This is a genomic window from Myxococcus hansupus, from assembly GCF_000280925.3.
GTDB classification, from domain to species: Bacteria; Myxococcota; Myxococcia; order Myxococcales; family Myxococcaceae; genus Myxococcus; species Myxococcus hansupus.
In genome coordinates this window covers 7,830,908-7,853,247 of sequence record NZ_CP012109.1, presented here as the reverse complement: position 1 = coordinate 7,853,247, position 22,340 = coordinate 7,830,908, and the positions used below count along the sequence as shown (strand labels likewise).

At 69.5% G+C, this 22,340-nt stretch carries 22 protein-coding genes; 14 read left to right on the top strand and 8 right to left on the bottom strand.

The genetic code is table 11. From position 1 onward, the window contains the following. Positions 1-75: 75 nt before the first annotated feature. Positions 76-618: a hypothetical protein gene (locus tag A176_RS30820; protein ID WP_002636008.1), complete on the top strand. Its 543-nt coding sequence runs from the start codon at positions 76-78 to the stop codon at positions 616-618. Positions 619-694: 76 nt separating this feature from the next. Further along, positions 695-1,267: a hypothetical protein gene (locus A176_RS30815; protein WP_002636007.1), complete on the top strand. Its 573-nt coding sequence runs from the start codon at positions 695-697 to the stop codon at positions 1,265-1,267. Positions 1,268-1,854: 587 nt separating this feature from the next. Here the strand turns inward: A176_RS30815 and A176_RS30805 are convergent. Together A176_RS30805 and A176_RS30800 are read right to left on the bottom strand one after the other, a co-directional pair. After that, complete coding sequence (locus A176_RS30805; RefSeq protein WP_002636005.1) at positions 1,855-2,271, bottom strand: DUF3037 domain-containing protein; 417 nt, start codon at positions 2,269-2,271, stop codon at positions 1,855-1,857. Continuing rightward, positions 2,249-3,034 carry a HipA family kinase gene (locus A176_RS30800; protein ID WP_002636004.1) on the bottom strand — a complete coding sequence of 262 codons (786 nt, stop codon included), beginning with the start codon at positions 3,032-3,034 and terminating at the stop codon, positions 2,249-2,251. The genes A176_RS30805 and A176_RS30800 overlap by 23 nt, the downstream gene beginning before the upstream one ends. A 186-nt stretch (positions 3,035-3,220) precedes the next feature. Here A176_RS30800 and A176_RS30795 point away from each other — a divergent pair, with 186 nt between their 5' ends. The 5 genes from A176_RS30795 to A176_RS30775 all read left to right on the top strand — a co-directional run bounded on the left by A176_RS30795 (position 3,221) and on the right by A176_RS30775 (position 6,699). Further along, positions 3,221-4,855, top strand: coding sequence for a S8 family serine peptidase (locus A176_RS30795; protein WP_002636003.1), 1,635 nt, complete (start codon positions 3,221-3,223; stop codon positions 4,853-4,855). A 107-nt stretch (positions 4,856-4,962) separates the two neighbouring features. After that, positions 4,963-5,418: a MarR family winged helix-turn-helix transcriptional regulator gene (locus A176_RS30790; RefSeq protein WP_021781367.1), complete on the top strand. Its 456-nt coding sequence runs from the start codon at positions 4,963-4,965 to the stop codon at positions 5,416-5,418. A gap of 17 nt (positions 5,419-5,435) precedes the next feature. Next, entirely contained in the window at positions 5,436-5,873 is a 438-nt protein-coding gene (locus A176_RS30785; protein WP_002636001.1) for an organic hydroperoxide resistance protein, read from the top strand. 69 nt (positions 5,874-5,942) lie between these two features. Continuing rightward, on the top strand, positions 5,943-6,434 hold the full coding sequence (locus A176_RS30780; protein WP_002636000.1) for a WGR domain-containing protein: 492 nt from the start codon (positions 5,943-5,945) through the stop codon (positions 6,432-6,434). Then, positions 6,391-6,699, top strand: coding sequence for a hypothetical protein (locus tag A176_RS30775; protein WP_002635999.1), 309 nt, complete (start codon positions 6,391-6,393; stop codon positions 6,697-6,699). The genes A176_RS30780 and A176_RS30775 overlap by 44 nt, the downstream gene beginning before the upstream one ends. 11 nt (positions 6,700-6,710) lie before the next feature. On the opposite strand, the gene A176_RS30770 is transcribed toward A176_RS30775, so the two are convergent. Further along, positions 6,711-7,931: a DUF6068 family protein gene (locus A176_RS30770; protein WP_144429647.1), complete on the bottom strand. Its 1,221-nt coding sequence runs from the start codon at positions 7,929-7,931 to the stop codon at positions 6,711-6,713. A 99-nt stretch (positions 7,932-8,030) separates the two neighbouring features. Here A176_RS30770 and A176_RS30765 point away from each other — a divergent pair, with 99 nt between their 5' ends. Both A176_RS30765 and A176_RS30760 read left to right on the top strand, forming a co-directional pair. Further along, entirely contained in the window at positions 8,031-10,037 is a 2,007-nt protein-coding gene (locus A176_RS30765) for a hypothetical protein (protein WP_002635997.1), read from the top strand. 131 nt (positions 10,038-10,168) lie between these two features. Beyond that, entirely contained in the window at positions 10,169-10,612 is a 444-nt protein-coding gene (locus tag A176_RS30760; protein ID WP_002635996.1) for a hypothetical protein, read from the top strand. A 9-nt stretch (positions 10,613-10,621) separates the two neighbouring features. Here the strand turns inward: A176_RS30760 and A176_RS30755 are convergent, their stop codons facing one another. The 4 genes from A176_RS30755 to A176_RS30740 all read right to left on the bottom strand — a co-directional run bounded on the left by A176_RS30755 (position 10,622) and on the right by A176_RS30740 (position 14,751). Further along, the gene (locus tag A176_RS30755; protein WP_002635995.1) at positions 10,622-11,170 is read right to left on the bottom strand and encodes a hypothetical protein; all 549 of its coding nucleotides are present in this window, start codon (positions 11,168-11,170) and stop codon (positions 10,622-10,624) included. Positions 11,171-11,320: 150 nt separating this feature from the next. Next, positions 11,321-13,039, bottom strand: a complete 1,719-nt coding sequence (locus tag A176_RS30750; protein WP_226994034.1) for an amidohydrolase — start codon at positions 13,037-13,039, stop codon at positions 11,321-11,323. A 122-nt stretch (positions 13,040-13,161) separates the two neighbouring features. After that, positions 13,162-13,863, bottom strand: coding sequence for a hypothetical protein (locus A176_RS30745; protein WP_002635993.1), 702 nt, complete (start codon positions 13,861-13,863; stop codon positions 13,162-13,164). A 114-nt stretch (positions 13,864-13,977) separates the two neighbouring features. After that, a complete protein-coding gene (locus A176_RS30740; protein WP_002635992.1) occupies positions 13,978-14,751 on the bottom strand; it encodes a rhomboid family intramembrane serine protease in 774 nt (257 codons plus the stop codon). Between the two features lie 203 nt (positions 14,752-14,954). Between A176_RS30740 and A176_RS30735 the strand changes: the two genes are divergently transcribed. Beyond that, complete coding sequence (locus A176_RS30735) at positions 14,955-15,479, top strand: hypothetical protein (protein ID WP_002635990.1); 525 nt, start codon at positions 14,955-14,957, stop codon at positions 15,477-15,479. Positions 15,480-15,482: 3 nt separating this feature from the next. On the opposite strand, the gene rnz is transcribed toward A176_RS30735, so the two are convergent. Beyond that, positions 15,483-16,406, bottom strand: a complete 924-nt coding sequence (rnz, locus tag A176_RS30730; protein WP_002635989.1) for a ribonuclease Z — start codon at positions 16,404-16,406, stop codon at positions 15,483-15,485. A 144-nt stretch (positions 16,407-16,550) separates the two neighbouring features. Between rnz and A176_RS30725 the strand changes: the two genes are divergently transcribed. The 4 genes from A176_RS30725 to A176_RS30710 all read left to right on the top strand — a co-directional run bounded on the left by A176_RS30725 (position 16,551) and on the right by A176_RS30710 (position 22,332). Then, positions 16,551-17,228 carry a DUF2293 domain-containing protein gene (locus A176_RS30725; RefSeq protein WP_002635988.1) on the top strand — a complete coding sequence of 226 codons (678 nt, stop codon included), beginning with the start codon at positions 16,551-16,553 and terminating at the stop codon, positions 17,226-17,228. 130 nt (positions 17,229-17,358) lie between these two features. Beyond that, positions 17,359-18,093: a TetR/AcrR family transcriptional regulator gene (locus A176_RS30720; protein ID WP_002635987.1), complete on the top strand. Its 735-nt coding sequence runs from the start codon at positions 17,359-17,361 to the stop codon at positions 18,091-18,093. Continuing rightward, on the top strand, positions 18,090-19,196 hold the full coding sequence (locus A176_RS30715; RefSeq protein WP_002635986.1) for an efflux RND transporter periplasmic adaptor subunit: 1,107 nt from the start codon (positions 18,090-18,092) through the stop codon (positions 19,194-19,196). The genes A176_RS30720 and A176_RS30715 overlap by 4 nt, the downstream gene beginning before the upstream one ends. A 13-nt stretch (positions 19,197-19,209) precedes the next feature. Then, positions 19,210-22,332, top strand: coding sequence for an efflux RND transporter permease subunit (locus tag A176_RS30710; RefSeq protein WP_002635985.1), 3,123 nt, complete (start codon positions 19,210-19,212; stop codon positions 22,330-22,332). Positions 22,333-22,340: the final 8 nt, after the last annotated feature.

Here is a 22,340-nt window from a genome sequence, read left to right as displayed (position 1 = left end):
TGTGGTTTTCTTCTGAAGGCTCCGTGCCCGCGAGGGGGACGGCGCTGGACCGGTGCAACCGAGGGAGGGCTGTTCATGCGGGGATACACGTGGGGTGTGGCCGTCGCATCCCTGATGGGGCTCATGGGGTGCGGCGAGGACGACACGTATCTGTATGACGTGTCGCTGGATGAGGCGGCGTTGAGCAACGTCCCCATCGAATGCTCCGGGCAGGACGTTCCAGAGGATCGGACTGTTGAAGGACTGGCGGCACAGCAGCGGTGGCGTATCCGGCGAGGGGAGCTGGACTCGCTGTCGCTTGAGCTGCCCGATGTCGACTTCTTCGCTGAGGGTATCGGGTCGTTTGTCATCGATCGTCGGGATGACGCGCCAGACGTCATTGACGGGGCGGCTGCGGCAGGTGGGGGATTTCAATTCGTCCACCTCACGGAAGGCTTGGACAGGATGGGGCACGCGAGGTCGGATCAGGCGTTCACCATCGTCATCGAGACCAAGACCCTGGATGACACCATTCACGGATTCATGCGGGTTCGAAGCATGCTCAAGTTTCGAGCGTGGAACACGAGTCCTCAGTGCGCCATCACCATCCCGTTCACGGGCAAGCGCGTCCGAGAGTAACGGTTGACGGTGGCACCCATGCATCCGCGAGGAAGTGAGTGCATGGGCGGAACAAGCCCCATTCTGAGAGGCGTGAATGACGATGCGTGGATATCGATGGAGCGTGGTGGCCGTTGCGGCGGCGGGGCTCATGGCGTGCGGCGAAGAGGACACGTATCTGTACGACGTGTCGCTGGATGAGGCGGCGCTGAGCAGCGTCCCCATCGAATGCCGGAGGCGGCCCGTCCCAGAGGAGCGGACCGTCGACGGACTGGAGGCGCGGCAGCAGTGGCGTTTCCAGCGAGGGGAGATGGACTCGTTGTCGCTCGAGATTCCCGACGTCCGCGTCCGCGTGCCGGGGACCGGGTACTACGTCATCAACGGGAACGTGGGTGAGCCCGACGTCCTTCATGGGTCGGCCGCGGTGGAAGGGGGCTTCCAGTTCCTGCACTTCCAGACGAACTACGTCTTCGCCAATGGGCTTAGCCTTACGCACTACGACCACCAGGCCTTCTCCGTCGTCGTGGAGACCAAGAACCTGGATGACACCATTCATGGGGTCCTGTGGTTTCGAACCATGCGTGAGCGCGTGCAGTCCCCTGCGGACAAATGGGACGTCCCCGAATGCACCATCACCATCCCTTTCACGGGCAAGCGCGTGAAGGAGTAGGCTCCTCCGCTCGCGCTGCTGTGGCGCGAGCCCTGTGACGGAAGGAGCGGAGAGCGATGCGTGAATACCGATGGGGCGCCATGGCCGCCGTGGTGGTGGCGCTCACAGGCTGCGGCGAGGATGACACGTACCTCTACGACGTGACGCTGGCCCCGGAGACGCTGGCCAACGTGTCGGTGGAGTGCTCCGAGGGGGTCCAGGCCCTGGAGGGCCCCGCCGAGGGGCTCGCCGCGGAGCAGCGCTGGACGATTCGCCGCGGGAAGATGGACGCGATGACGCTCGAGCTCCCCGACATCGACTTCCGGACACCGAACAACGCCTATTTCATCAACGGCGACGGCGAGCCGGACGTCCTCATCGGCTCGGAGGGCGCATCGGGCGGCTACCAGTTCCTGCACATCCAGTCGCGCCTGGACGAGGAGCACAAGCTGGCCCCGCTGGGCAACGAGCACGCCCTCCGCATCGCCATCCACAACAGGCGCCTGGAGGACACCATCCAGGGCGGCATCTGGCTCCGCAACGAGTTCGTCGAACGCGACCAGGTCTCGGGGGAACCCTGTCCACCGGGTGCGCGTCGTCCGTCCGCTTCACCGGCCGCCGGGTACGGGAGTAACGCGCTTCAACCGCACCACGGAGTCCAGCAGGTGCTCCAGCGCCTGCTGCGGCTCCGTGCACAGGCCGGAGTGCACCGGCCCCGTCTGGATGATGGTGCTGCGCGGCGCCACCACCCAGTGCCACCGCTCCTTCTGCGTCAGGCGGCCAATGGGGCCGGAGCCCTTCCCGCCCTCACACACGCGGCGGAAGCTCTCCAGGTGGCCGCGCACCATCTCCACGTCCACGTCGGGCCACAGCGCCTTCAAGCGGGCTTCATCCGGCTCCACGCGCACGCCCAGGTAACGCTGGGTGGCGCAGAAGAGGACGACACCCGCGTTGATGAACTCCTCGCGCTCCACCCGCGGCACGACGCGAATGATGGCGTAATCAAACGAGCTGGGCGCGGGCACGGTCCGCCTCCTCGATGAACGCGGGCACCGCTTCCAGCCGGCGCAGCAGCCAGGTGGCATACGCCGCGCGGTGGGCCTCGGCGGTGGGGAAGGGGGACTCGGTGCCGGTGAGCCACGCCTCCGGAATGGCCCCGACGATGCGCTCCACCACCTCCCGGGTGACGCGCGCGCCCAGGTGCTTCCCGGCCTCCGTCAGCGCGGTGGCCCAGGGCAGCAGCACATGGTCCTTGATGGGCGCGAAGCGGCCCTGGCTGCGCGCCTCCCAGTCATCCCACGAATGGTGGAAGTACATGGCCGCCCCGTGGTCGATGAGCCACAGGTTCCGGTGCCAGGTCAGCATGTTGGGGTTGCGTGGGGTGCGGTCCACGTTGGTGATGTACGCGTCGAAGGCGACGATGCCGGACGCCTCCGCCGCCGACGGCGCGGGGTCCGCCACCGGGTCGAACGTGACGGACGCGGGGAGGTAGTCCAGGGCCAGGTTGAGGCCCGCGCTGGCCTTGAGCAGCTCGCGAATCTCGGAGTCCGGCTCGTTGCGCCCCAGCGCCGGGTCCAACTCCACCAGTACGAGCTCCGGCACCCGCAGTCCCAGCTCCCGGGCCAGCTCCCCGGCGATGAGCTCGGCGATGAGCGCCTTGGCGCCCTGGCCTGCTCCGCGGAACTTCACGACGTAGAGGCCCGTGTCGTCCGCTTCGATGATGGCGGGCAGCGAGCCGCCTTCCCGCAGGGGCGTCACGTAGCGCGTGGCGGTGACCGTCCTTGGCATCCTGTGCTCCCGTCCTCTCGCGGCCCCGCCCTCCCGGCGTCCGCCGCGACCCGGCATGTAACATGTCGCAAAGGGGCGGATCTCCTGGGTTGCGTGGCTTCTAGGAGCCCGTTGGAAACTTTGTCCGACACGGTGCGACAATCATTTATCGGCGGTTTTTTCTGCCCCCCACGGAGCACCCCCACCATGGAAATCTCTCGCAAGCCGAAGTCGCCCGTGTCGCAGTCCACCCGTGCTGGTGACGCCGCGAAGCCGGCGGCCGCGGCCAAGCCCGCCGAGAAGGCGCCGGTCCAGACGAAGGACGGCTTCGACTCGGGCTCGTCGGGCGGCGCGCGTTCCAACTTCGTGGACCGCCCCAAGGGCAACTTCGTGGACCGCCCCACGGGCATGCCGCCGGGCACCCAGTCTTCGCTGCCGGCCTCGGCCTTCACGTTCGGCTCCAACCACGTCGCGGTCCGCCCCTTCGCGGGAAGCGCGGCCCGCACGCCCACCACGCTGTCGGCGTCCGCCACGCCCAACGCGAAGGTGAACGACCTCCAGACGACGACGTCCACCGTGTCCTTCGACAAGGACGTGAAGCTGGACTCGCTGAAGCTGAACCTGGACCTGGCGCACACCTTCAAGGGTGACCTGGTCGTCAAGCTGACCAGCCCCTCCGGCAAGACGGAGACCATCCACAACCGCACCGGCGGCAGCGCGGATGACATCAAGGGCTCCTTCGACCTGAGCGCCTTCAAGGGCGAGTCCACCAAGGGCACCTGGACGCTGTCCGTCGAGGACAAGGCGCGCCGCGACACGGGCACGCTGAAGAGCTGGAGCCTGGACGCCGCCGGTCAGGCCACGGGCGCGGGCCCCATCCAGGAGCCGAACAAGCCGCTCTCCGGTCCGCCGGTCATCGCCGTGTTCGACGGCGGCGTGGACTTCAAGCACACCGACCTGGACGACTCGATGTGGGTCAACCCGAACGAAATCGCGGGTGACGGCATCGACAACGACGGCAACGGCGTCAAGGACGACATCTACGGCTACAACGTCGGCTACAACAGCGGCGACGTGATGCGCGGCAGCGGCACCGACCACGGCACGCACGTGGCCGGCATCATCGCCGCCGAGGACAACGGCGAGGGCAACACCGGCGTCGCCGCGGGCAAGGCGAAGATCATGAGCCTGGGCGGCCTGTACAACGGCGCGGACCTGCTCACGAACTTCGAGCGCGGCGTCGACTACATGGTGAAGATGAAGATGGAGCACGGCGTGAACATCCGCGCCGTCAACGCCAGCTTCGGCAACGAGTACCGCAACCCGGCGGACGTGAAGCGCTGGACGGAGGCGGTGCAGAAGCTGGCCGACGCGGACATCCTCCTCGTCGCGGCCACGGCGAACGGCTACGGCAGCAACCTGAACGACGTGCCGGACATGCCCGCCAACATCGAGCTGCCCAACGTCATCACCGTGGCGGCCATGGACAAGAACAACGACAAGCTCGCGGACTTCTCGTCCTACGGCGACAAGGTCGTGGACCTGGCCGCGGTGGGCGAGGACGTCTACAGCACCGTGCCGAGCAGCCGCGACGGGAAGCCCCAGTGGGAGGAGATGAGCGGCACCTCCATGGCCACCCCGACGGTTGCGGGCACCGCGGCGCTGATGTTCGCCGCCAACCCCAACCTGACGGCCGCGCAGGTGCGTGAGCTGCTCATCCAGACGGTCGAGGCGGACCCCGACCTCAAGGGCAAGGTCATCACCGGCGGCAAGCTGGACATCGAGGCCGCCGTGGCCGCCGCCAAGGCCACGCTCGAGGACGACACCTTCGCCACCCGCTGAGCCGGGGCGGAGCTGACGCAGCGAATCGCTCCCGGTGCCCAGGCGCCGGGAGCTTTTTCGTGTCCGAATTGGTTGCGCACAATTTAATTGTGCCCTATTCATCTCCCATGTCGATGGATGACCCGCTCAGCCTGGACCGGCAAATCTGCTTCCCGCTCTACGCGGCGGCCCGGGCGATGACGCAGGCGTACGCGCCGCTGCTGTCGAAGCTGGGCCTGACGTATCCGCAGTACCTGGTGCTCTTGGTGCTGTGGGAGACGGACGGCGAGACGGTGAAGGGGATGGGGGAGCGGCTGTATCTGGACTCGGGGACGCTCACGCCGCTGCTCAAGCGGATGGAGTCCCAGGGGCTGGTCCGGCGTGAGCGGAGCGCGGAGGACGCGCGCTCGGTGCGCATCTACCTGACGACCGAGGGACGGGCCCTGCGCCGCAAGGCCACGTCCATTCCCGAGGCGATGGCCTGCAAGCTGGGGCTGACGCTGGAGGAGGCGACCCGTCTTCGCCGCGACGTCATGCGGCTGTTCGAAGTGCTTTCGCAGTCCCACGTTGATTCCTCGAAGTAACGCCCCAGGAGAACACCATGGCTCCCGTCTCTATCTCTCCGCTGTACAGCACCGCCGCCACCACCCACGGAGGCCGCGATGGCCGCGTGAAGTCCGAGGACGGCGTCCTGGACCTGCCCCTGGCCATGCCCAAGCAGTTGGGTGGCCCGGGTGGCGCGGTCACCAACCCGGAGCAGCTCTTCGCCGCGGGTTACTCCGCCTGCTTCGAGAGCGCGCTGCGGCTGGTGGCGCGCATGCAGGGGAAGAGCCTGGGCAGCGACGTGGGCGTGCGCGCCACCGTCACCATTGGCAAGACGCCGGACGGCGGCTTCGGGCTCGCGGTGGAGCTCCAGGGCATCCTGCCGGGCATCCCGAAGGACGAGGCCGAGAAGCTCCTGCACGCGGCCCACGAGGTGTGCCCGTACTCGAAGGCCACGCGCGGCAATATCGACGTGAAGATCTCCGTCGCCGGGTAGTCGTCGCGCGGAGGGCGTTCAGAACGAACGCTCATGCGCATGGCATGGGCGTTGGCATAGGGGGGGGCGATGTCGAAGCCATCGCTCCCCGCTCCCGTGCCTCGTGCCTCCCTGACTCTCATCGCCCGGGAGAAGGGGACGGAGCGAAGCTGGTCCTTCGAACGCGGCGGCGCCGCCGTGACGCTGCGGGAGGGCGCGCTCGGTGGGAAGTCGAAGCAGACCGAGAAGACGTTCGACTCCGAGGCCGAGGCGCTCGCCTTTTGCGAGAAGAGCCTCCGCGCGAAGGTGGAGAAGGGGTCCTTCGCCGTCGAGCTGGGGCTCCGCGCCGTCCCGCTCGCGGCGCTGCAAGCCGAGCTGAAGGTCGCTGGCAGCGCGGAGCCCACCGCTCGCGTCCTCGTGCATGACGGGGACCTCGTCATCCCGCACGACCTCATCCTCGATGACGGGTTCGGACTGCTGGCGCCGGAGAAGGACGCGCCGTCGCCTCTGGTGGGGCTCCTGGTTCGCGCACGACACCGTGCACCTCTCGGACTTCTACGACGCGAAGACGCGGCGGTATGACTTCACCGACGTCATCGCGCTGGTGAGACTCTTGCTCGAAAACGCCGTCCCCGTCCCCGCGTCCTACGAAGGCGTGCTGGCCACCTGGAAGGACCAGATTGAGCGGGTGGGGCACGCCATCGACCGGAGCGAAAGGAACCCGGAGCATGCACGCGTGCTGTTCGGTGCGCTCCGGGATGCGCTCGCCACGCTGGGCAAGCCCTATGGAACGAACGCGCTCGTGGACGGCCTGCGCGCGTTGTTCGACGTTCGCGCGCGAGCCTGACCTCGAGGGACCTACGGCGTACCGCCCGGCACCCACACGCCCCAGTCCAGCACCTGCATGCCGCCACCGCTGGGCATGAGCTGGTCGGACAGCGGCTGGAAGCGGGCGTCGTGGGGCATTCCGGAGAGCGCCTCGTCCCACGGGTCGGCGGCGTAGACCTGCGTGACGACGTTGTTCACGTGGGGCCGAGGCGTCTCGAACCGGAGCGCCGGAACGCGATGCGAGCCCACGGTCAGCGTCTCCTTCCCGGCGGGTGCGAGGCCCGTGGGCGACGGTGGCCACTGGCGGAGGTCCAGGGACTCCCAGATGCGCGCGAGCACGGCCTCTTCCAAGGGCACGGCGTCCGCCTGGGCGAAGTCCGGGCAGGCCGCGCCAGTCCGAGGTGGCGGTGCCTGCTGCCGCAAGAGGAAGCCTCGCTCCGCGCCCTGGCAGGTGCGCATCACGGACTCGGTGTCGCCGCCCACCTGCACGTCGAGCCATGTCCCCGGCCCCCAGGGGCGGGTGAGCGGCTGCGGACGGGCGGTGGCGCCCTCCTGTCCCTGTCGTGCCTCCAGCACGGTGAGCTGTGAACCGCCGCCCATGCCGAAGCCCGCCAGCGTGGTGCTCGCGTCGAGCAAGCCGTTGGTGAGGTACAGCGGGCCCGGCGTCGCCGCGTAGAGCCTGTTCTCCAAGGGGCCGTCGAACGCCCGCTTGTCATGGAGGTACCGCTTCGCCTCCCACTGGCGGCCCGCGGCGCTGAGCTGCTCGGTGCTCTGCTTGCCTTCATGCGAAACGGTGAGCGCTCGCGACTCGTCCGCGCGCACGGGCAACACGAGCGGGCGGGACAGCATGGGGTTTCGCGAAGGCGCGCCGCTGTCATCGGTGAAGTAGAGCGTCACCCAGACCCAGGGCAGCTCCACGGCGGAGACCTCCAGCGTCACCACGCCGGCCACCGCGGCCTCGGGGATGGTGCCGGGCTGCTGCCGACCCATGGCCTTGCGGTTGGCGGAGAAGGAATACGCCACGCGGTCCCCCACGCGGGCCTTCAGCCATGGCGAGTTGCCGCGCCGCGTTGGCGTCTCTGGCTCTGGCGCTGTCACGGGCGGCTGCTCCTGGGCGGAAACTTCCGGTGGCGCGGTGGCGCTGTCCGAGGGCGTGGTGTGGGACTCCACGCTCTTGCACGCGATGCCGAGGGCCAGGGACGCGCAGAGCACCACGGGGCGGGACATGGAGGAGGCGACAGGCTTTCGCATTCGGGCGACCTCGGCGGTGAGGGGCATTGCGCCACCCCTGTCTGACCTTGATACACCGGGGCGCTGGCCCGCCTTCAACTTTCTGGAGTTCCGCGTCCCATGACCACGAACCTGTCCATTCGCCGCGTCGTTCTCTACAAGCATGGCGTCGGCTACTTCGAGCGCCGGGGAAAGGTGAGCGGCAACGACACGCTCCACCTGGACTTCAAGGCGCGCGACATGAACGACGTGCTGAAGTCGCTGACGGTGTTGGACCTGTCGGGCGGCTCGGTGTCGGCGGTGAGCTACGACTCCACGAAGCCGCTGGAGCAGTTGTTGGCGGAGGCCACCATCCGCATCCCGGAGGACGGCAGCCTCACGGCGCTCCTGGGGCAAATCAAGGGCGCGCGCGTGCGGGTGCGCGTGGGCGGCGCGCAGGTGGAGGGCTCCATCATCGGCCTGGATTCGCTGGCGGTGGCGGCGGGCGAGACGAGCCTGATGCGCCCGTTCCTATCACTGCTGGTGGGCGCCTCGCTGCGGACCTTCGACATCCTGGACGTGTCCGAGCTGGAGTTCCTGGACGAGGCGGTGCGCAAGGATTTGGAGTTCTACCTGGCGACGGTGCTGTCCTCGTACAAGAAGGACTCCAAGCGGATGGCCATCCTCACCTCGGGCGAAGGTGAGCGCGAGCTGTTCGTCAGCTACGTGGTGGAGTCGCCGGTGTGGAAGACGAGCTACCGCATCCTCCTGGACGAGGGCGAGCCGCCGCTGCTCCAGGGCTGGGCGTTGGTGGACAACACCGGGGACGAAGACTGGGTGGACGTGAAGCTGTCGCTCATCGCCGGGCTGCCGGTGTCCTTCGTGCACGACCTCTACAACCCCCGGTACATGCAGCGCCCGGTGGTGGAGGTGAAGACGGAGGCCGCCGCCGCGCCGGTGATTCCCGAGGAGAGCTTCGGCGGCTCCATGGACATGATGATGGCGGAGGCGGCCGCGCCCGTCATGCCCGCCGCGGCGGCCCCCATGCCCGCGCCGCGCCGCGCCCGGGCGGAGAAGGCCCATGCGGTGGCCGTGGCGGGCGGTCCTGGCCGCGGTGGGCCGAAGCTGCGCGAGGTGATGGAGCAGAGCGCGGTGACGACGCTCACGAAGGAGGTGGGTGACCTCTTCGAGTACGGCGTGGACCGGCCGGTGACGGTGCACCGCAACCAGAGCGCGCTGGTGCCGATTCTGCACAAGCCCTTCGAGGGCAAGCGGGTGCTCCTCTACAACCGGGCCACGCGTGAGAAGAACCCCATGGCGTGCATCGAGCTGAAGAACACCACGGGCCTGACGCTGGAGGGCGGCCCGGTGACGGTGTCCGAGGACGAGCGCTACGTGGGCGAGGCGATGCTCGACACGATGAAGCCGAACGACCGGCGCTTCGTGCCCTACGCGGTGGAGCTGGGCTGCGTGATGTCCATCGAGGACCGCGTCGAGGACGGGCCGGTGTTCCGCGTGGTGGTGAACTCCGGGATGCTGGTGGCGGAGTACTTCCATCTGCGGCGCACGACGTACATCGCGAGGAACAAGGCGCCGCGTCCGCAGGTGCTGTTCGTGGAGCACCCGCGCACGGGCTGGGAGCTGGCGAAGGACGCGCCGGAGCCCACGGAGACGACGGACGGCTTCTGGCGTTTCAAGCGGGAGCTGGCGGCGGGCTCGCAGGACACGCTGAGCATCACCGAGCGCACGCGCGGGCAGCGCCAGTACCTCATCTCCAGCATGGGGCTGGACCAAGTCTCCTACTTCGTCTCGCAGCGCTTCATCGACGAGAAGATGACGGCCGCGCTGAAGGAGGTCATCGCGCAGCGCGAGCAGGTGGACGCGCTGGCGAAGGACGAGCAGCGCTTGCAGGACGAGCGCAACCAGCTCTTCCGCGACCAGGAGCGCATCCGCTCCAACATCGAATCGCTGAAGAGCGGGGCGTCGCAGCGCGAGTTGGCCGAGCGCTTCGTCGCGAAGCTCAACGAGCAGGAGGACCGCCTGGAGGCCATCGCCGCCGAGTTGGAGAAGCTGGCGAAGCAGCGGCAGGAGGCGCAGAAGACGCTCAACCGCCGCATCCAGGGGCTCAGCTTCAGCGCGGACCTGTAACCCGCGCAATTCGGAGCGAACGGCGGGGTTTTGACGGGGCGTCGAGGGTGAACGTGGCTGTCCCTCGATATGGAGATTCCGGTGCGTCGTTGGCAGGTCGACGCCCGGCATTCTTCATCCGAGGAGACAACATGCGAATTCAGGCCGCGCTGGTGGCAGTGCTGTTGATGGCTTGTGGTGGTGGGGAGGAGCTGGACGAGGACGTGTTCGTGGTTCGCTTCGAGGCGAGCTACGGCGAATGCCAGGGGTCGTGTTACTTCCGCCTCGAGATCTCCTCGGACGGCGCTTCCCATGTGGCCTACGCGGAGCGAAAGGGCATGCGCGAGTCGCGAAAGGCGTTCCTGCTGAGCCAGTTCGAGTTGAACGGACTCTTGAAGGACGTGACGCGGGCGCGCGCCGACGCGTGGGAGCCTGTTTATGGGTGCCCGGACTGTGTGGACCAGGGGAGTTACGGCCTCACGCTCGCCGGAACGGAGGAGTTGAGGCAGTCGTCAGTGGACCCGAAGGTCATCCCCGCGCACCTGGCCCCGCTCATCCAACGGATGTACAGGACGCTTCGCGTGAACCTGTCGTGAGCGGCCGCGTCAGTCGGAGACGATGCGCCAGCGCAGCGTCCCGTCCTTGTCCGGCTCCATGACCTCCACGCGCGGATTCTTGGCGCTGGAGCACTCCAGGTAGGCCTTGAAGCCGCCCGCCATCTCATGGACGGTGACGGGCGTCAGGTAGGTGAACTGGCGCAGCAGCAGCATGCCCATGCCGTTCTCCTCCTGGTGCAGCAGCTCGCCCTGGTCGCAGTAGGAGCGCCACATGCGCCGCGCCATTCCCAGCACCATGGTGGGCGTGGTGAAGCGCAGCACCATCTTGAAGATGGAGTGGATGTCCCGCAGGGTGACTTCGTAGCCCACCATGTGGGCCCCTTCCGGCTTGCCGTCGAAGTGCCGGTCCACCACGTGCTGGATGATGCCGAAGTACGTCTCCACCGGCACCCAGCCCACCGCCAGCGTCGTGCGCGGGTCCGCGTGGGGTTGCAGCTCGGCGCTCAACGACTCCACGGCCGTCCTGGCGGTGTCCTCGCCAAAGCGCTCGTGGACGTAGGCCAGCAGGTTCTGGACGGTGAAGCCCTTGTAATGCACTCCGGACAATGAGGCTGTCACGCTCGCGATACCCCCCGCTTCATCCTGTGAGCCGGTCTGGCCCACAGGAGGGTGGCGGCAAAGCCGTATGCTAGAGCACTCCACGACACGGCGGAAACACCAGCGTGAACCAATTCCCGCTGGCGTCACTCAACGCTGGAATGCCCGGAACACCTCGACACCCGCGACCACCGTCAGCCGCACCTGCGCGCCGGGAAGCTCGGAGGCCGGCGCGTCCACCGGGTCCACCGACAGCGCGACGAAGTCCGCGTCCATGCCCGGCTTGAGCCGGCCACGGCGTCCCTCCGCGAAGGACGCGTACGCGGCGCCCACGGTGAAGCCCTCCAGCGCTTCCTCACCGCTCAGCCGCTGGCCCCCGTACCAGCCGCCTTCCGGCTGACCTCGTGAGTCCTGCCGCGTGCGCGCCGCGTAGAGACCCGCCAGCACGTCCGGACGCTCCACGGGGAAGTCGCTGCCCAGCGCCAGCACCGCGCCAGACGCCTTCAGCCGCTGCCAGGCATAGGCGCCGCGGATGCGCTCCGTTCCCACGCGCGCCTCCGCCCACGGCATGTCACTGGTGGCGTGGGTGGGCTGCACGCTGGCGATGAAGTTGCTCCGGCCCAGCCGCTCGAAGTCCTCCGGGCGCATGATTTGCGCGTGCTCCACGCGGTGCCGCCCGTCCTGCGTGCCCGTGGCCTCGGCCGAGCGCGACAGCACGTCCAGCACCACCGTGTTGGCCCGGTCTCCAATCGCGTGCGTGCCCACCTGGAAGCCCCGCGCCATGAACGCGCGCACGCGCGCCTCGTACTCCTCGGGCGTCAGCAGCAGCAGGCCCCGGTGGCCGGGCTCGTCGCTGTAGTCCTGGTGCAGCGCAGCGCCGCGGCTGCCGAGCGCGCCATCCAAGGTGAGCTTCACCGCGCGCAGCGTGAGCATGCGGCCCTCGAACGGGCCGTCCTTCAGGTACGTCTCCCGGTCCCCCGTCTGGCCATCCGCCATGGCGTAGACGCGCAGCGGCAGCTTGCCTTCCTTGTCCCACCGCTGGAGCAGCCGGAAGGTGCGCAGGTCCATGCCCGCGTCGTGGACGCCGGTGAGGCCCACCTGCGCGGCGCGTTGGAGCGCCGCGGTCAACTGCGCCGCGTGCTGCGCGTCCGTGGCCGGAGGCAACACGGCTTCCACCAGCGTCATGGCGTTGTCCACCAGGATGCCCGTGGGCTCTCCATTCTCGCCGCGCAGGATGCGGCCGCCCGCCGGGTCCTTCGTGTCGCGGGTGATGCCGGCGCGGCGCAGCGCCTCGCCGTTGACCCACAGCGCGTGTCCGTCCACGCGGCTCAACGCCACCGGCCGCGTGGGGAAGCGCGGGTCCAGGTCCGCGCGCGTGGGGAAGGCCTTGTCCTGCCAGTCGTTCTGGTCCCAGCCCCGGCCCAGCAGCCACTCGCCCTGGAACGCGGAGGCCGGCGCGGAGGAGATGCGCTCCAGGGCCTCCGCCTTGGTGTCCACGCCCTCCAGGTTCACCGTCACCAGGCCCTGGCCCAGCCCCGCGAGGTGGCCGTGCGCGTCGGTGAGGCCGGGCACCACCGTGACGGCGCCCAGGTCCACCACGCGCGCGTCCTGGCCCGCGGCGGCGAGCACCTCGTCCTTCGTGCCGGTGGCCAGCACCTTGCCGTCCTTCACCGCGAGCGCCTGCACCTGGGGCTTCGCCGGGTCCAACGTCCGGATGCGCTGGGCCACGTACACCGTGGTGGTGGCGGTGGGCTCCGGTGGGGGACGCGGTCCGTCATCCACGGGCGGCACGCGCCGGGTACATCCGGCCAGGCTGGTCAGAAGGAGTACTGCCCCGAGGAGTCCACCACTGAGTCGTCGCAGCGTCATGTCTGGCACCTGTCTGGGAGCCCGCGCCAAACCCTGGCGCGTCCGGCGCGACACTCTGGCGCACCCGGAAGGGGAGGTCAAGCGTGGCGTCCCCCTCCGGGCGCGTGGATGTCACCGCACGGTTACAAGTTGACGGGGCACGGCTGCGTGCGCGGCGCGCAGCCCGTGGACTGCACCTGATAGGTCAACTCGTACTTGCCGCCGTGGCCTTCGAGCGTCGCGGTGAAGGTGCCCGTCTGGCCACGCAGCGTGGTCCAGCCAATCTGCTCCTCCAGGTCGAAGATGTGCTCGCTGCGGTCCCAGAGCGCCACCAGCTTGCCGCCCGCGCCCACCGTCTGCGTCGTGAACTGCAGCGACGGCGGATGCGGGTTCAGCGGGTCCCAGTGGAACACCGTGCCCGGATACACGTAGTCGCTGTTCCAGATGATGTCCGACTGGTGGTCGCCGGTGACTTCCGACTCCAGCCACAGCTCATCCTTGCCATCCAGGTCCGACACGCTGATGCAGCGCAGGGACAGCAGGTTCGCCCGCCAGAACAGCGTGTAGTAGGGCCAGTCGGGGTTGGGCTCCCAGCCGCCACCGGGCTCACAGGACGGGTCATTGCACGTGGCCGGCGGCGCCAGGCTGGCCTTCCGCAACTGCTTCTCCATGGCGATGATGTCCACCGGCTTTCCGTCCGCCACCCGTGCGTCCGCGGTCTCCACGGCCTGCGTCTCCACGGGCGGCTGCACGGGCTCCACGCCCTCCGTGCCGCAGCCCGTGAGCACGAGCACCGCGCCCATCGTCAAACCCAATGCCTTTCGCTTCGTCGCTCCACCGCGCATCTGCGTCATCCTTTGGTGTCTGGCCCCAACGGCTTGGATACGCAGCGGTGCGTGATGTCTGGCAATTCAGGGATGCGAAAGCAGCGCCGTGTTCCGGGAGCGCGGCCGACGCCGTCAGGGATGGTTGGGGTGGAGCCGGTGGCGCATCGACGTGCGCTGTTTCGTGTAGCGCGGGTTCTGGAACAGCTTGATGAGCGCCATGCCCGCCACGAAGCCGCCGATGTGGGCCCAGAAGGCGACGCCGCCCGTCGCCTCCGCGCTCACGGTGTTGAGCTGGGGCAGGCCGCTGACGAGCTGCACGCCGAACCACCACAGCAGCACCGCCCAGGCCGGCACGGGGAAGACGCGGATGAAGATGACGATGATGAACAGCATGTTCACCCGCACCCGGGGGTAGAGCAGCAGATAGGCCCCCATGACGCCGGAGATGGCGCCCGACGCGCCCACCGTGGGCACGGGCGAGCCCGGGTCCACCACGAGGTGGGCCGCCGCCGCGGCCAGGCCGCACAGCAGGTAGAACACCACGAAGCGCAGGCGGCCCATGCTGTCCTCGACGTTGTTGCCGAAGACCCAGAAGAAGAGGCAGTTGCCCAGCAGGTGTCCCCAGCCGCCGTGCAGGAACATGGACGTGAGCGGGGTGAGGAGGTTGATGGGCTCGTTGTCCACCACGCACGCGAGCCCATCTCCCAAGGGCACCGGCAGCCCCAGCGGGGCCCTGCCCGTCAGCTCGCCCGGCACCATGCCCAGGTTGCAGACGCTGGCCGCCAGCCGGAAGGCGTCGAAACCGGCGCCCTGGATGAAGACCCAGACGAAGCCGATGATGCCGAGCAACGCGTACGTCACGACGGGCGTGCGCAGGGTGGGGTTGTCGTCGCTGATGGGAATCATGGTGGAGATCCACCATGTGCATCCCTCCCCGCATGCGCTGGGTCCGGGCGAGGCCGGATGTATGCCGCCGGACGCAGTCCCACCCGTACGGGCGGAGCGGGTGGGATGGTTGCGTCAGGCAAGCACCCCCGGGGAGACTTTGCTGCGGGAAGCCGGTTGAGGGATGGTTGGCCGCCTCACACTCCCATGGAGTCTTGAGAAACATGAACCTGTCGATGCTGTCGCGCGGCGCCGCCGCGCTCCTCGTGGTCGCCGCGCTGTCCCTCACCACCACTGGTTGCGCCGGCCGCCGCCGCGAAGCCTTCCTGCTGGAGAAGGCCCGCAATCACGTCTACCGCAAGCCCGTGGCGGAGGTGTACCCGCAGGCGCTCGCGCTGCTGAAGGAGAAGGGCTACTCCTTCAAGGCGGGCCAGAGCGGCTTCGAGGCCACCACCGAGTGGTTGATGCAGGGCGCGCCGTCCTCGCTGGGCACCACCCAGGTGCGCTACCTGGTGCGTGGCATCGAGAAGGGCCCGGGCCAGTGCTCGGTGGAGCTCACCCGTCAGCTCGTCACCGAGTCCGCGGGCGCCTCCAACACGTCCGGCCGCGCGAAGGACATCTCCGAGCCCGCGGTGCGCGCCGACGGCGGCAACATCACCCGCGACGAGGAGCTGGAGTGGGAGCTGGTCCAGCGCGTCGACGCCGAGTCCGCCTCCGCCCTGCGCGCCGAGTCCGAGAAGATTCAGTAAGCCTCAGTCCCGCAGGGGCAGCTCGACGGTGAGCCCGTCGAAGGCCACCTCCACCGGCCCCTCGTACTCCTCGCGCGCCTGCGCGAGCAGCTTCGAGGGGTCGGTGTCATGCCGGCTGGACAGGTGCGTGAGCACCAGTCGCCGCGCTCCCGCTTCCCTCGCCACGCGCGCCGCTTCCCTCGCCGTGGAGTGGTGCGTCTCCTTGGCCCGCTCCTGTTCGTCGTCGGAGAAGGTGGACTCGTGGACCAGCAGGTCCGCGTCCCTGGAGGCCTTCACCACCGCGGGGCAGGGGCGCGTGTCACCGGAGATGACCAGCCGGCGACCGGGCCGCGCCGCGCCCAGCACGTCCTCGGGCTTCACCGTGCGCCCGTCCTCCAGCGTCACCGCCTCACCGCGCTGGAGCTTCCCGAACGACGGGCCCTCCGGCACGCCCAGGGAGCGCGCCACCTCCAGGTTGAAGCGGCCGGGGCGCTCGTCCTCCACCAGCGCGTAGGCCAGCGCGTTGATGCGGTGGTCCGCGGCGATGGCGTGGATGGTGTAGCCGTTGCGCCGCACCACGTCGCCGTCCTTCAGTTCGTGAATCTCCACGGGGAAGGACATGGACTCCACGCCCAGGTAGACGGCCTGCTGGAGCACCCGCTTCGCGGAGGGCGGGCCGTACAGGCGCATGGGCTCGGAGCGGCCCGTCATTCCCAGCGTGCGGAGGAAGCCGATGATTCCCAGGTAGTGGTCCGCGTGGAAGTGCGTGAAGAACACGGCGTCCACGGTGAAGCCGGTGCCATAGCGCACCATCTGTCGCTGGCTGCCCTCGCCACAGTCGAATAGCAGCAAGTCGGCGTGCGCCTTCACCGCGAGTCCGGACAGGTTCCGGTGCAGCGTGGGCTGCGCGGCGGAGGTACCGAGGAAGGTGAGCTTGAGGAGGGACATGCCGGCACTTCCCACGCGTAGAGAACCTCCCGCACCCTGGAACACCTGGCGCGAGGCCGCCATTTACCAGGGTTGGACGCCCCCGTGCTTCCCTGACTGACGTTGGCTGCGCTATGTGGCCGCCCCCCGACATCGGACCTCGCCATGCCTGAATCCCTGACCTTCGCGCCGACCTCGGACCCTCGCCGCGTACGCGCGCCCGACGGCCGCGTCCTCACCGTGCCGGACGGCTGGGCCCTGTTGCCGCCGGGCGACGCCGGGCTCACCCGCCGGGTGAAGGCCGCGGGCCCCTCGTGGACGGTGGCGGAGAAGGTGGGGCGCAAACTGTTCTCCCGGGGGGTGTGGGCGCCCGAGGCCCACATCGTCCACGCCAAGGCCGCCCTGGAGGCCGAGCGCGCCACGCCCGCCTACGAGAAGAAGCTGGCCGCGGGCCGCGAGCGCCGCGCCCGGGAGCAGGAGGCCTACGAGGTCGACTTCGCCAACGCCGTGCTGCGCTTCCTCGCCTTCTCTCCGGCGTGGCTGCCTCACGCGAAGCGGATGGCCGTGCTCGTCGCCACGCACGCCACGCCCGTGGGCAGCGGCACCGTGGCGCGCACGGAGCGCATCCCCCTGGAGCGCCGCGCCGAGGCGGCCGTCATCGCCTGGATGCGACATCAGACCACGCGCTACGACGACATGCGCATCGCCCGGGTGAAGGGCGCCCGCCGCGAGGTGCGCCGCGAGCTCGCGGACATCTCCCGCGCGGTGCTGGACCTGCATCGCCGGGATGCCCCGCACGCGCCCGCCGCGTGCCCGCTGTGCACCTCGCTCGCCCGCACATGAGCCGCCGCCCCGTCTGAGGCCCCGGGGTTACTGACCCGGCGTTCAGAAACCTTGCTTCGTAACTGACCGGCGGGTTAGTTATCGGGCATTCATGCCACGTCCCGCGGACCCTCACGCTCGCAGTGCCTTGGTGTCCGCGGCCCGCGCGGAGTTCGTGCGCCGGGGGCTGAAGGGGGCGCGCATCGAGGACATCACCGCCGCGTGTGGGCTGTCCAAGGGCGCCTTCTACCTGCACTTCCCCTCCAAGGAGGCGCTGTTCGGGGAGGTGGTGGGGGACTTCCAGTCCGGCCTGGACTCGCTGAACGCGCGGCGCATGGCCACCTTCGAGCGCTTCTTCCAGACGCAGGGCGTGCCTGGCGCGGAGGACCGGCTCGAGAACAGCGAGCGCTACCGGCGCTTCCTCGAACTGGAGGCCTCGCATGACCTGGAGGCGCTGGAGTGGGTCTGGCAGTTCCGCGACGTGTCCCTGGTGCTCACCAATGGCAGCCAGGGCACGGAGTTCGAATCCCTGCTGTGGCGGGTGACGGACGTGCAGGTGGAGCGCATCGCCCGCGACTTCCGGCGGCTCCAGGAGGCGGGGGTGGTGGACCCGTTGATGGACCCCCGGATTTTCGGCTCCATCATCGTGGGCTCCTTCCTGCTGCTCTCCACGCAGATGGCGCGGCTCGAGGAGAAGCCGGACCTGACGGCCTGGGCGCACACGCTCCAGCGGCTGTGCCAGGGCGGCACGTTGCCAGCGCACCTGGTCTCCGCCACCCCGCCGCCGTCCCCGCCCGCGCGCAAGCCGCGCACCCTTCCGAAGCCCGCCCCGCGCCGGACCCGTGCCGTCGCGAAGACTCGCCACACCCCGAGGAAACGCCCGTGAAACCCACCTGGAAGCCGTCCGCTGTCCGCGTGATTGCCGCCGCAGGCTTCGCCACCGCCGCGCTGTCGCTGAGCGCCTGCCAGAAGGCGGATGCCTCCGCGTCGCCGCCCGCGAAGCCGGCGTCCGTGGCCCCGCCCGCGGTGAAGGTCGTCGCCGCGCGCACCGTGCAGGCCGCGCCGAGCGAGCCCGTCACGGGCACGCTGTTCCCCGCGCAGGGGTTGATGGTGGGCTTCGAGGTGGGCGGTCGGCTGGCGACGGTGAAGGTGGTCCGGGGGCAGGTGGTGAAGAAGGGGGACGTGCTCGCGCAGCTCGACCCGGAGATCGCCGACGCGCAGGTGGCCCAGGCCGAGGCCGCGGTGGTCGCCGCCGAGGCCGCCTCCACCATGGCCGCCGACGTGGCCGCTCGCAACGACAAGCTCCAGCAGCAGGGCGGCGTGAGCGACCTGCAGAACCGCACCTCCAGCGCCAACGCCGCGCAGGCCCAGGCGCAGTGGATGGCCGCCAAGGCGCAGCTCGCGCAGGCGCGGGCGGCCCGGCGCCGGCATGACCTGCGCGCGCCCTTCGACGGCACCCTCACCGACGCGCCCGACCAGGTGGGCGCCACGGTGGCGCCGGGCACGCCGCTGTTCAAGCTGGAGCGTCTGGACACGCTGCTCTTGCGGACGACGGTGTCGGAGGCCCTGCGCTCGCGGCTGACGCCGGGCTCCCGCGTGCGCGTGGAGTCGGTGGGCGCGCGCGTCTCCACGGACGAGGCGGAGGTGCGCACCATCCTTCCGTCCGCGGACCCGGCCACGCGCCGCGTCCCGGTGGAGCTGTCCGTGCCCAACGCGGATGGCCGCTTCGTGGCGCACACCCTGGCGCGCGCCGTCCTCTCGTTGGGCGAGGCGCAGGATGCCCAGGTGCTGCCGAGCACCGCGCTGTCGGCCCTCAACGGAGACCACGTCTGGGTGGTGAACTCCGGCGAGGTGCGCCGCGTGGACGTGCAGGTGCTGGAGCGGCGCGAACTGGGGGAGGTGGTGGTGTTGGCCGCCTCGCCGCTGGATGCCGTCGTCGACCACCCCACGCCGGCCCTGTCGCAGGGGACCCGCGTCTCCGTGAAGTAGGGGAGCCCTTCCAATGCTTCTCAGCGACGTCTCCATCCGCCGGCCGGTCTTCACCGCCATGCTGTCGCTGTGCCTCGTCGTGCTGGGCCTCATGGGCCTGGGCCGGCTGGGCACGGACCTCTACCCGGACGTGTCCTTCCCGGTGGTGGTCATCAACACCGTCTACAAGGGCGCCGGCCCGGGTGAAATCGAAACCCAGGTCGTCAAGCCCATCGAGGACGCCATCGCCGGCATCAGCGGCGTGGACAAGATCCACTCCTTCAGCCGGGAGAACGTGGGCCTCGTCATCGTGCAGTTCAAGCTGAGCGCGCCGTTGGACAGGGCCGTGCAGGACGTGCGCGACAAGGTGGCCGGCATCGCCAGCAAGCTGCCCCAGGACGCGGACGCGCCCGTGGTGGGCCGCCTGGACCTGAGCGCGATGCCCATCCTCACCTACGCCGTGTCCGCGGACCTGCCCTCGCAGGAGCTGCGCCGGCTCATCGACGACCGCATCAAGCCCGCGCTCTCGCAGTTGGAGGGCGCCGCCGAGGTGCGCGTCACCGGCGGTGACACCCGCGAGGTGCAAATCGACATCGAGCTGGACAAGGCGCGCGCCGCGGGCGTGTCGCCGCTGGGAATCGCGCAGCGCGTGGCGCAGGAGAACCTGGACCTGCCCGCGGGCCGGCTCCAGCTTGGCGCGTCCGAGATGACGGTGCGCTCGCTGGGCCAGTTCCAGAACGTGGACGAGATTCGCAACCTGCCGGTGGCGCGCAGCGCGACGGGCGCGCAGGTGCGCCTGGGGGAAATCGCCAGCGTCACCGACGGCGTGGCCGAGCGGCGCACTCTGGCGCGCCTCAACGGCCAGGACGCCATCATCCTGGAGGTCGTCAAGCAGCCGGGCTCCAACACCGTGTCCGTGAGCGAGGCGGTGCAGCGGGTGATGGCGGAGATGGCGCCGGCGGTGGGGCAGGGCTTCCAGGCCACGCTCCTCATCGACCAGTCGGACCTCATCCGGGAGAACGCGCACGAGGTCTGGGTGGCGCTCATCTTCGGCGGCGCCATGGCGGTGCTCATCATCCTCGTGTTCCTGCTGGACGTGCGCGGCACCTTCATCTCCTCGCTGGCGCTGCCCACCTCCGTCATTGGCACGTTCTTCGTGATGTACGTGCTGGACTACACGCTCAACCAGATGACGCTGCTGGGCCTGTCGCTGGCCATCGGTCTGCTCATCGACGACGCGGTGGTGGTGCGCGAGGCCATCACGCACCGGCTGGAGAAGGGCGAGGACCCGGTGAGCGCCGCGTCCAACGGCACGAAGGACGTGGGTCTGGCGGTGCTCGCCACCACGCTGTCCCTGGTGGCGGTGTTCGTGCCGGTGGCCTTCATGCCCGGCATCGTCGGCCAGTTCTTCCGCCAGTTCGGCATCACCATCTCCGTGGCGGTGCTCATCTCGCTGTTCATCTCCTTCACCCTGGACCCCATGATGTCGGCGCGGCTGGCGAAGCAGCGCGCGCCGGGGGAGGTCCGCAAGGAGAACGCGGTGGCCGCGGCGCTGCGCCGCTTCCTGGACGGCACCGAGCGCGTCTACGAGTCCATCCTCCGCTGGGTGCTGTCGCACAAGTGGACGACGATGGGCCTCACCGTGCTGCTGCTGGTGGTGTCCTTCGGCGGCGCCAGCAACCTGGGCGTGGAGTTCATGCCCGCCGAGGACCGCTCGCAGTTCTTCGTGGACCTGACGCTGCCGGACTCGGCCAGCCTCCAGGAGACGGAGGCCCGCACCGCGGACGCGGAGAAGCTCCTCCGCCAGATTCCGGAGGTGACGAACATCTACGCCATCGTCGGCAAGGACGGCGATGTGAACAAGTCCCGCCTGCGCGTGCTCACGCTGGGCAAGGACGCCCGCGTCAAGGGCATCCCCGTGCTGAAGGAGGAGGCGCGCGCGCTGCTGGAGCCGGGCCTGATTGCCACGCGGGTGAACCTGAGCGACCCGCCCGTGCTGGAGGGCATGGGCGACTACTACCCCATCATGGTCCGCATCACCGGGCCGGACCTGGACCGCGTCAACGCGGAGGCGGAGCGCGTGGCCGGCATCCTGAGGGATCTGCAGGGCACCGCGGACGTGCGCGTGGAGTCCAACCCGCCCAAGCCGGAGATGCAGGTGCTCATCGACCGGGCCCGCGCCAGCGACGTGGACCTGAGCGCGGCCGCGCTGGCCACCCAGCTCCGGCTGGCCATTGGCGGTGACGTGGTGGCGAAGCTGCGCGAGGGCACCACCGAGACGGACATCCGCGTGCGCCTGTCGGAGCAGGACCGCGCCACGCCGGAGCGCGTGCGCCAACTGGAGGTGTTCACGCCCAACGGCCTGCGCCCGCTGACGGACGTGGCCACGGTGGCGCGCAAGAATGGCCCCAGCCTCATCGAGCATGAGAACCGCGAGCGGCAGATTGCCGTGTACTCGCAGTTGGGCCGCGGCGCGGCGCTGGGTGACATCGCCCGGGAGCTGAAGGAGCGGGTGGCCGCCCAGCCGCTGCCGCCGGGCTACGCGCTCGTCTATGACGGCATGATGAAGAACATGGACGAGCAGAACGACGCCTTTGGCGCGGCGTTCGGCCTGGCCTTCGTCTTCATCTACATGGTGCTCGCCAGCCAGTTCGAGTCCTACAAGCACCCGCTCACCATCATGGCGTCGCTGCCGCTGGCCCTGGTGGGCGCGCTGCTGGGCCTGGTGGTGACGGGCTACCACCTGTCCATGGGCGCCATGATTGGCGTCATCCTGTTGATGGGCCTGGTGACGAAGAACGCGATTCTGCTCATCGACGGCGCGCTGCAGAACCTGCGCGAGGGTGACTCGGTGGACGAGGCGCTCTTGAAGGCGGGCCCGCGGCGGCTGCGGCCCATCCTGATGACGAGCGCGGCCATGGCCATCGCCATGGTGCCCACGGCGGTGGGGACGGGCACGGGCTCGGAGTTCCGCGCGCCCATGGCCATCGCCGTGATTGGTGGCGTCATCACCTCCACCTTCCTCACGCTGCTGGTGGTGCCGGTGGTGTTCGCGGGCATGGAGCGCCTGGGCTTCAAGCGCCGCCGTCCCCCGTCCGAAGGCACCCCCGCCGTGCCGCTGCCCGACGCGGAGCCGAAGCGCGGCCAGGCCGCCTGAGCCGGCGG

Excerpts from the sequence above, each read along its gene's own strand:
- rnz (WP_002635989.1), bottom strand. The coding sequence starts at position 16,406 with ATGTCCCTCCTCAAGCTCACCTTCCTCGGTACCTCCGCCGCGCAGCCC.
- A176_RS30765 (WP_002635997.1), top strand. The coding sequence starts at position 8,031 with ATGACCACGAACCTGTCCATTCGCCGCGTCGTTCTCTACAAGCATGGC.
- A176_RS30820 (WP_002636008.1), top strand. The coding sequence starts at position 76 with ATGCGGGGATACACGTGGGGTGTGGCCGTCGCATCCCTGATGGGGCTC.
- A176_RS30780 (WP_002636000.1), top strand. The coding sequence starts at position 5,943 with ATGTCGAAGCCATCGCTCCCCGCTCCCGTGCCTCGTGCCTCCCTGACT.
- A176_RS30795 (WP_002636003.1), top strand. The coding sequence starts at position 3,221 with ATGGAAATCTCTCGCAAGCCGAAGTCGCCCGTGTCGCAGTCCACCCGT.
- A176_RS30800 (WP_002636004.1), bottom strand. The coding sequence starts at position 3,034 with ATGCCAAGGACGGTCACCGCCACGCGCTACGTGACGCCCCTGCGGGAA.
- A176_RS30725 (WP_002635988.1), top strand. The coding sequence starts at position 16,551 with ATGCCTGAATCCCTGACCTTCGCGCCGACCTCGGACCCTCGCCGCGTA.
- A176_RS30770 (WP_144429647.1), bottom strand. The coding sequence starts at position 7,931 with ATGCGAAAGCCTGTCGCCTCCTCCATGTCCCGCCCCGTGGTGCTCTGC.
- A176_RS30815 (WP_002636007.1), top strand. The coding sequence starts at position 695 with ATGACGATGCGTGGATATCGATGGAGCGTGGTGGCCGTTGCGGCGGCG.
- A176_RS30790 (WP_021781367.1), top strand. The coding sequence starts at position 4,963 with ATGTCGATGGATGACCCGCTCAGCCTGGACCGGCAAATCTGCTTCCCG.
- A176_RS30785 (WP_002636001.1), top strand. The coding sequence starts at position 5,436 with ATGGCTCCCGTCTCTATCTCTCCGCTGTACAGCACCGCCGCCACCACC.
- A176_RS30760 (WP_002635996.1), top strand. The coding sequence starts at position 10,169 with ATGCGAATTCAGGCCGCGCTGGTGGCAGTGCTGTTGATGGCTTGTGGT.
- A176_RS30735 (WP_002635990.1), top strand. The coding sequence starts at position 14,955 with ATGAACCTGTCGATGCTGTCGCGCGGCGCCGCCGCGCTCCTCGTGGTC.
- A176_RS30745 (WP_002635993.1), bottom strand. The coding sequence starts at position 13,863 with ATGCGCGGTGGAGCGACGAAGCGAAAGGCATTGGGTTTGACGATGGGC.
- A176_RS30750 (WP_226994034.1), bottom strand. The coding sequence starts at position 13,039 with ATGACGCTGCGACGACTCAGTGGTGGACTCCTCGGGGCAGTACTCCTT.
- A176_RS30740 (WP_002635992.1), bottom strand. The coding sequence starts at position 14,751 with ATGATTCCCATCAGCGACGACAACCCCACCCTGCGCACGCCCGTCGTG.
- A176_RS30710 (WP_002635985.1), top strand. The coding sequence starts at position 19,210 with ATGCTTCTCAGCGACGTCTCCATCCGCCGGCCGGTCTTCACCGCCATG.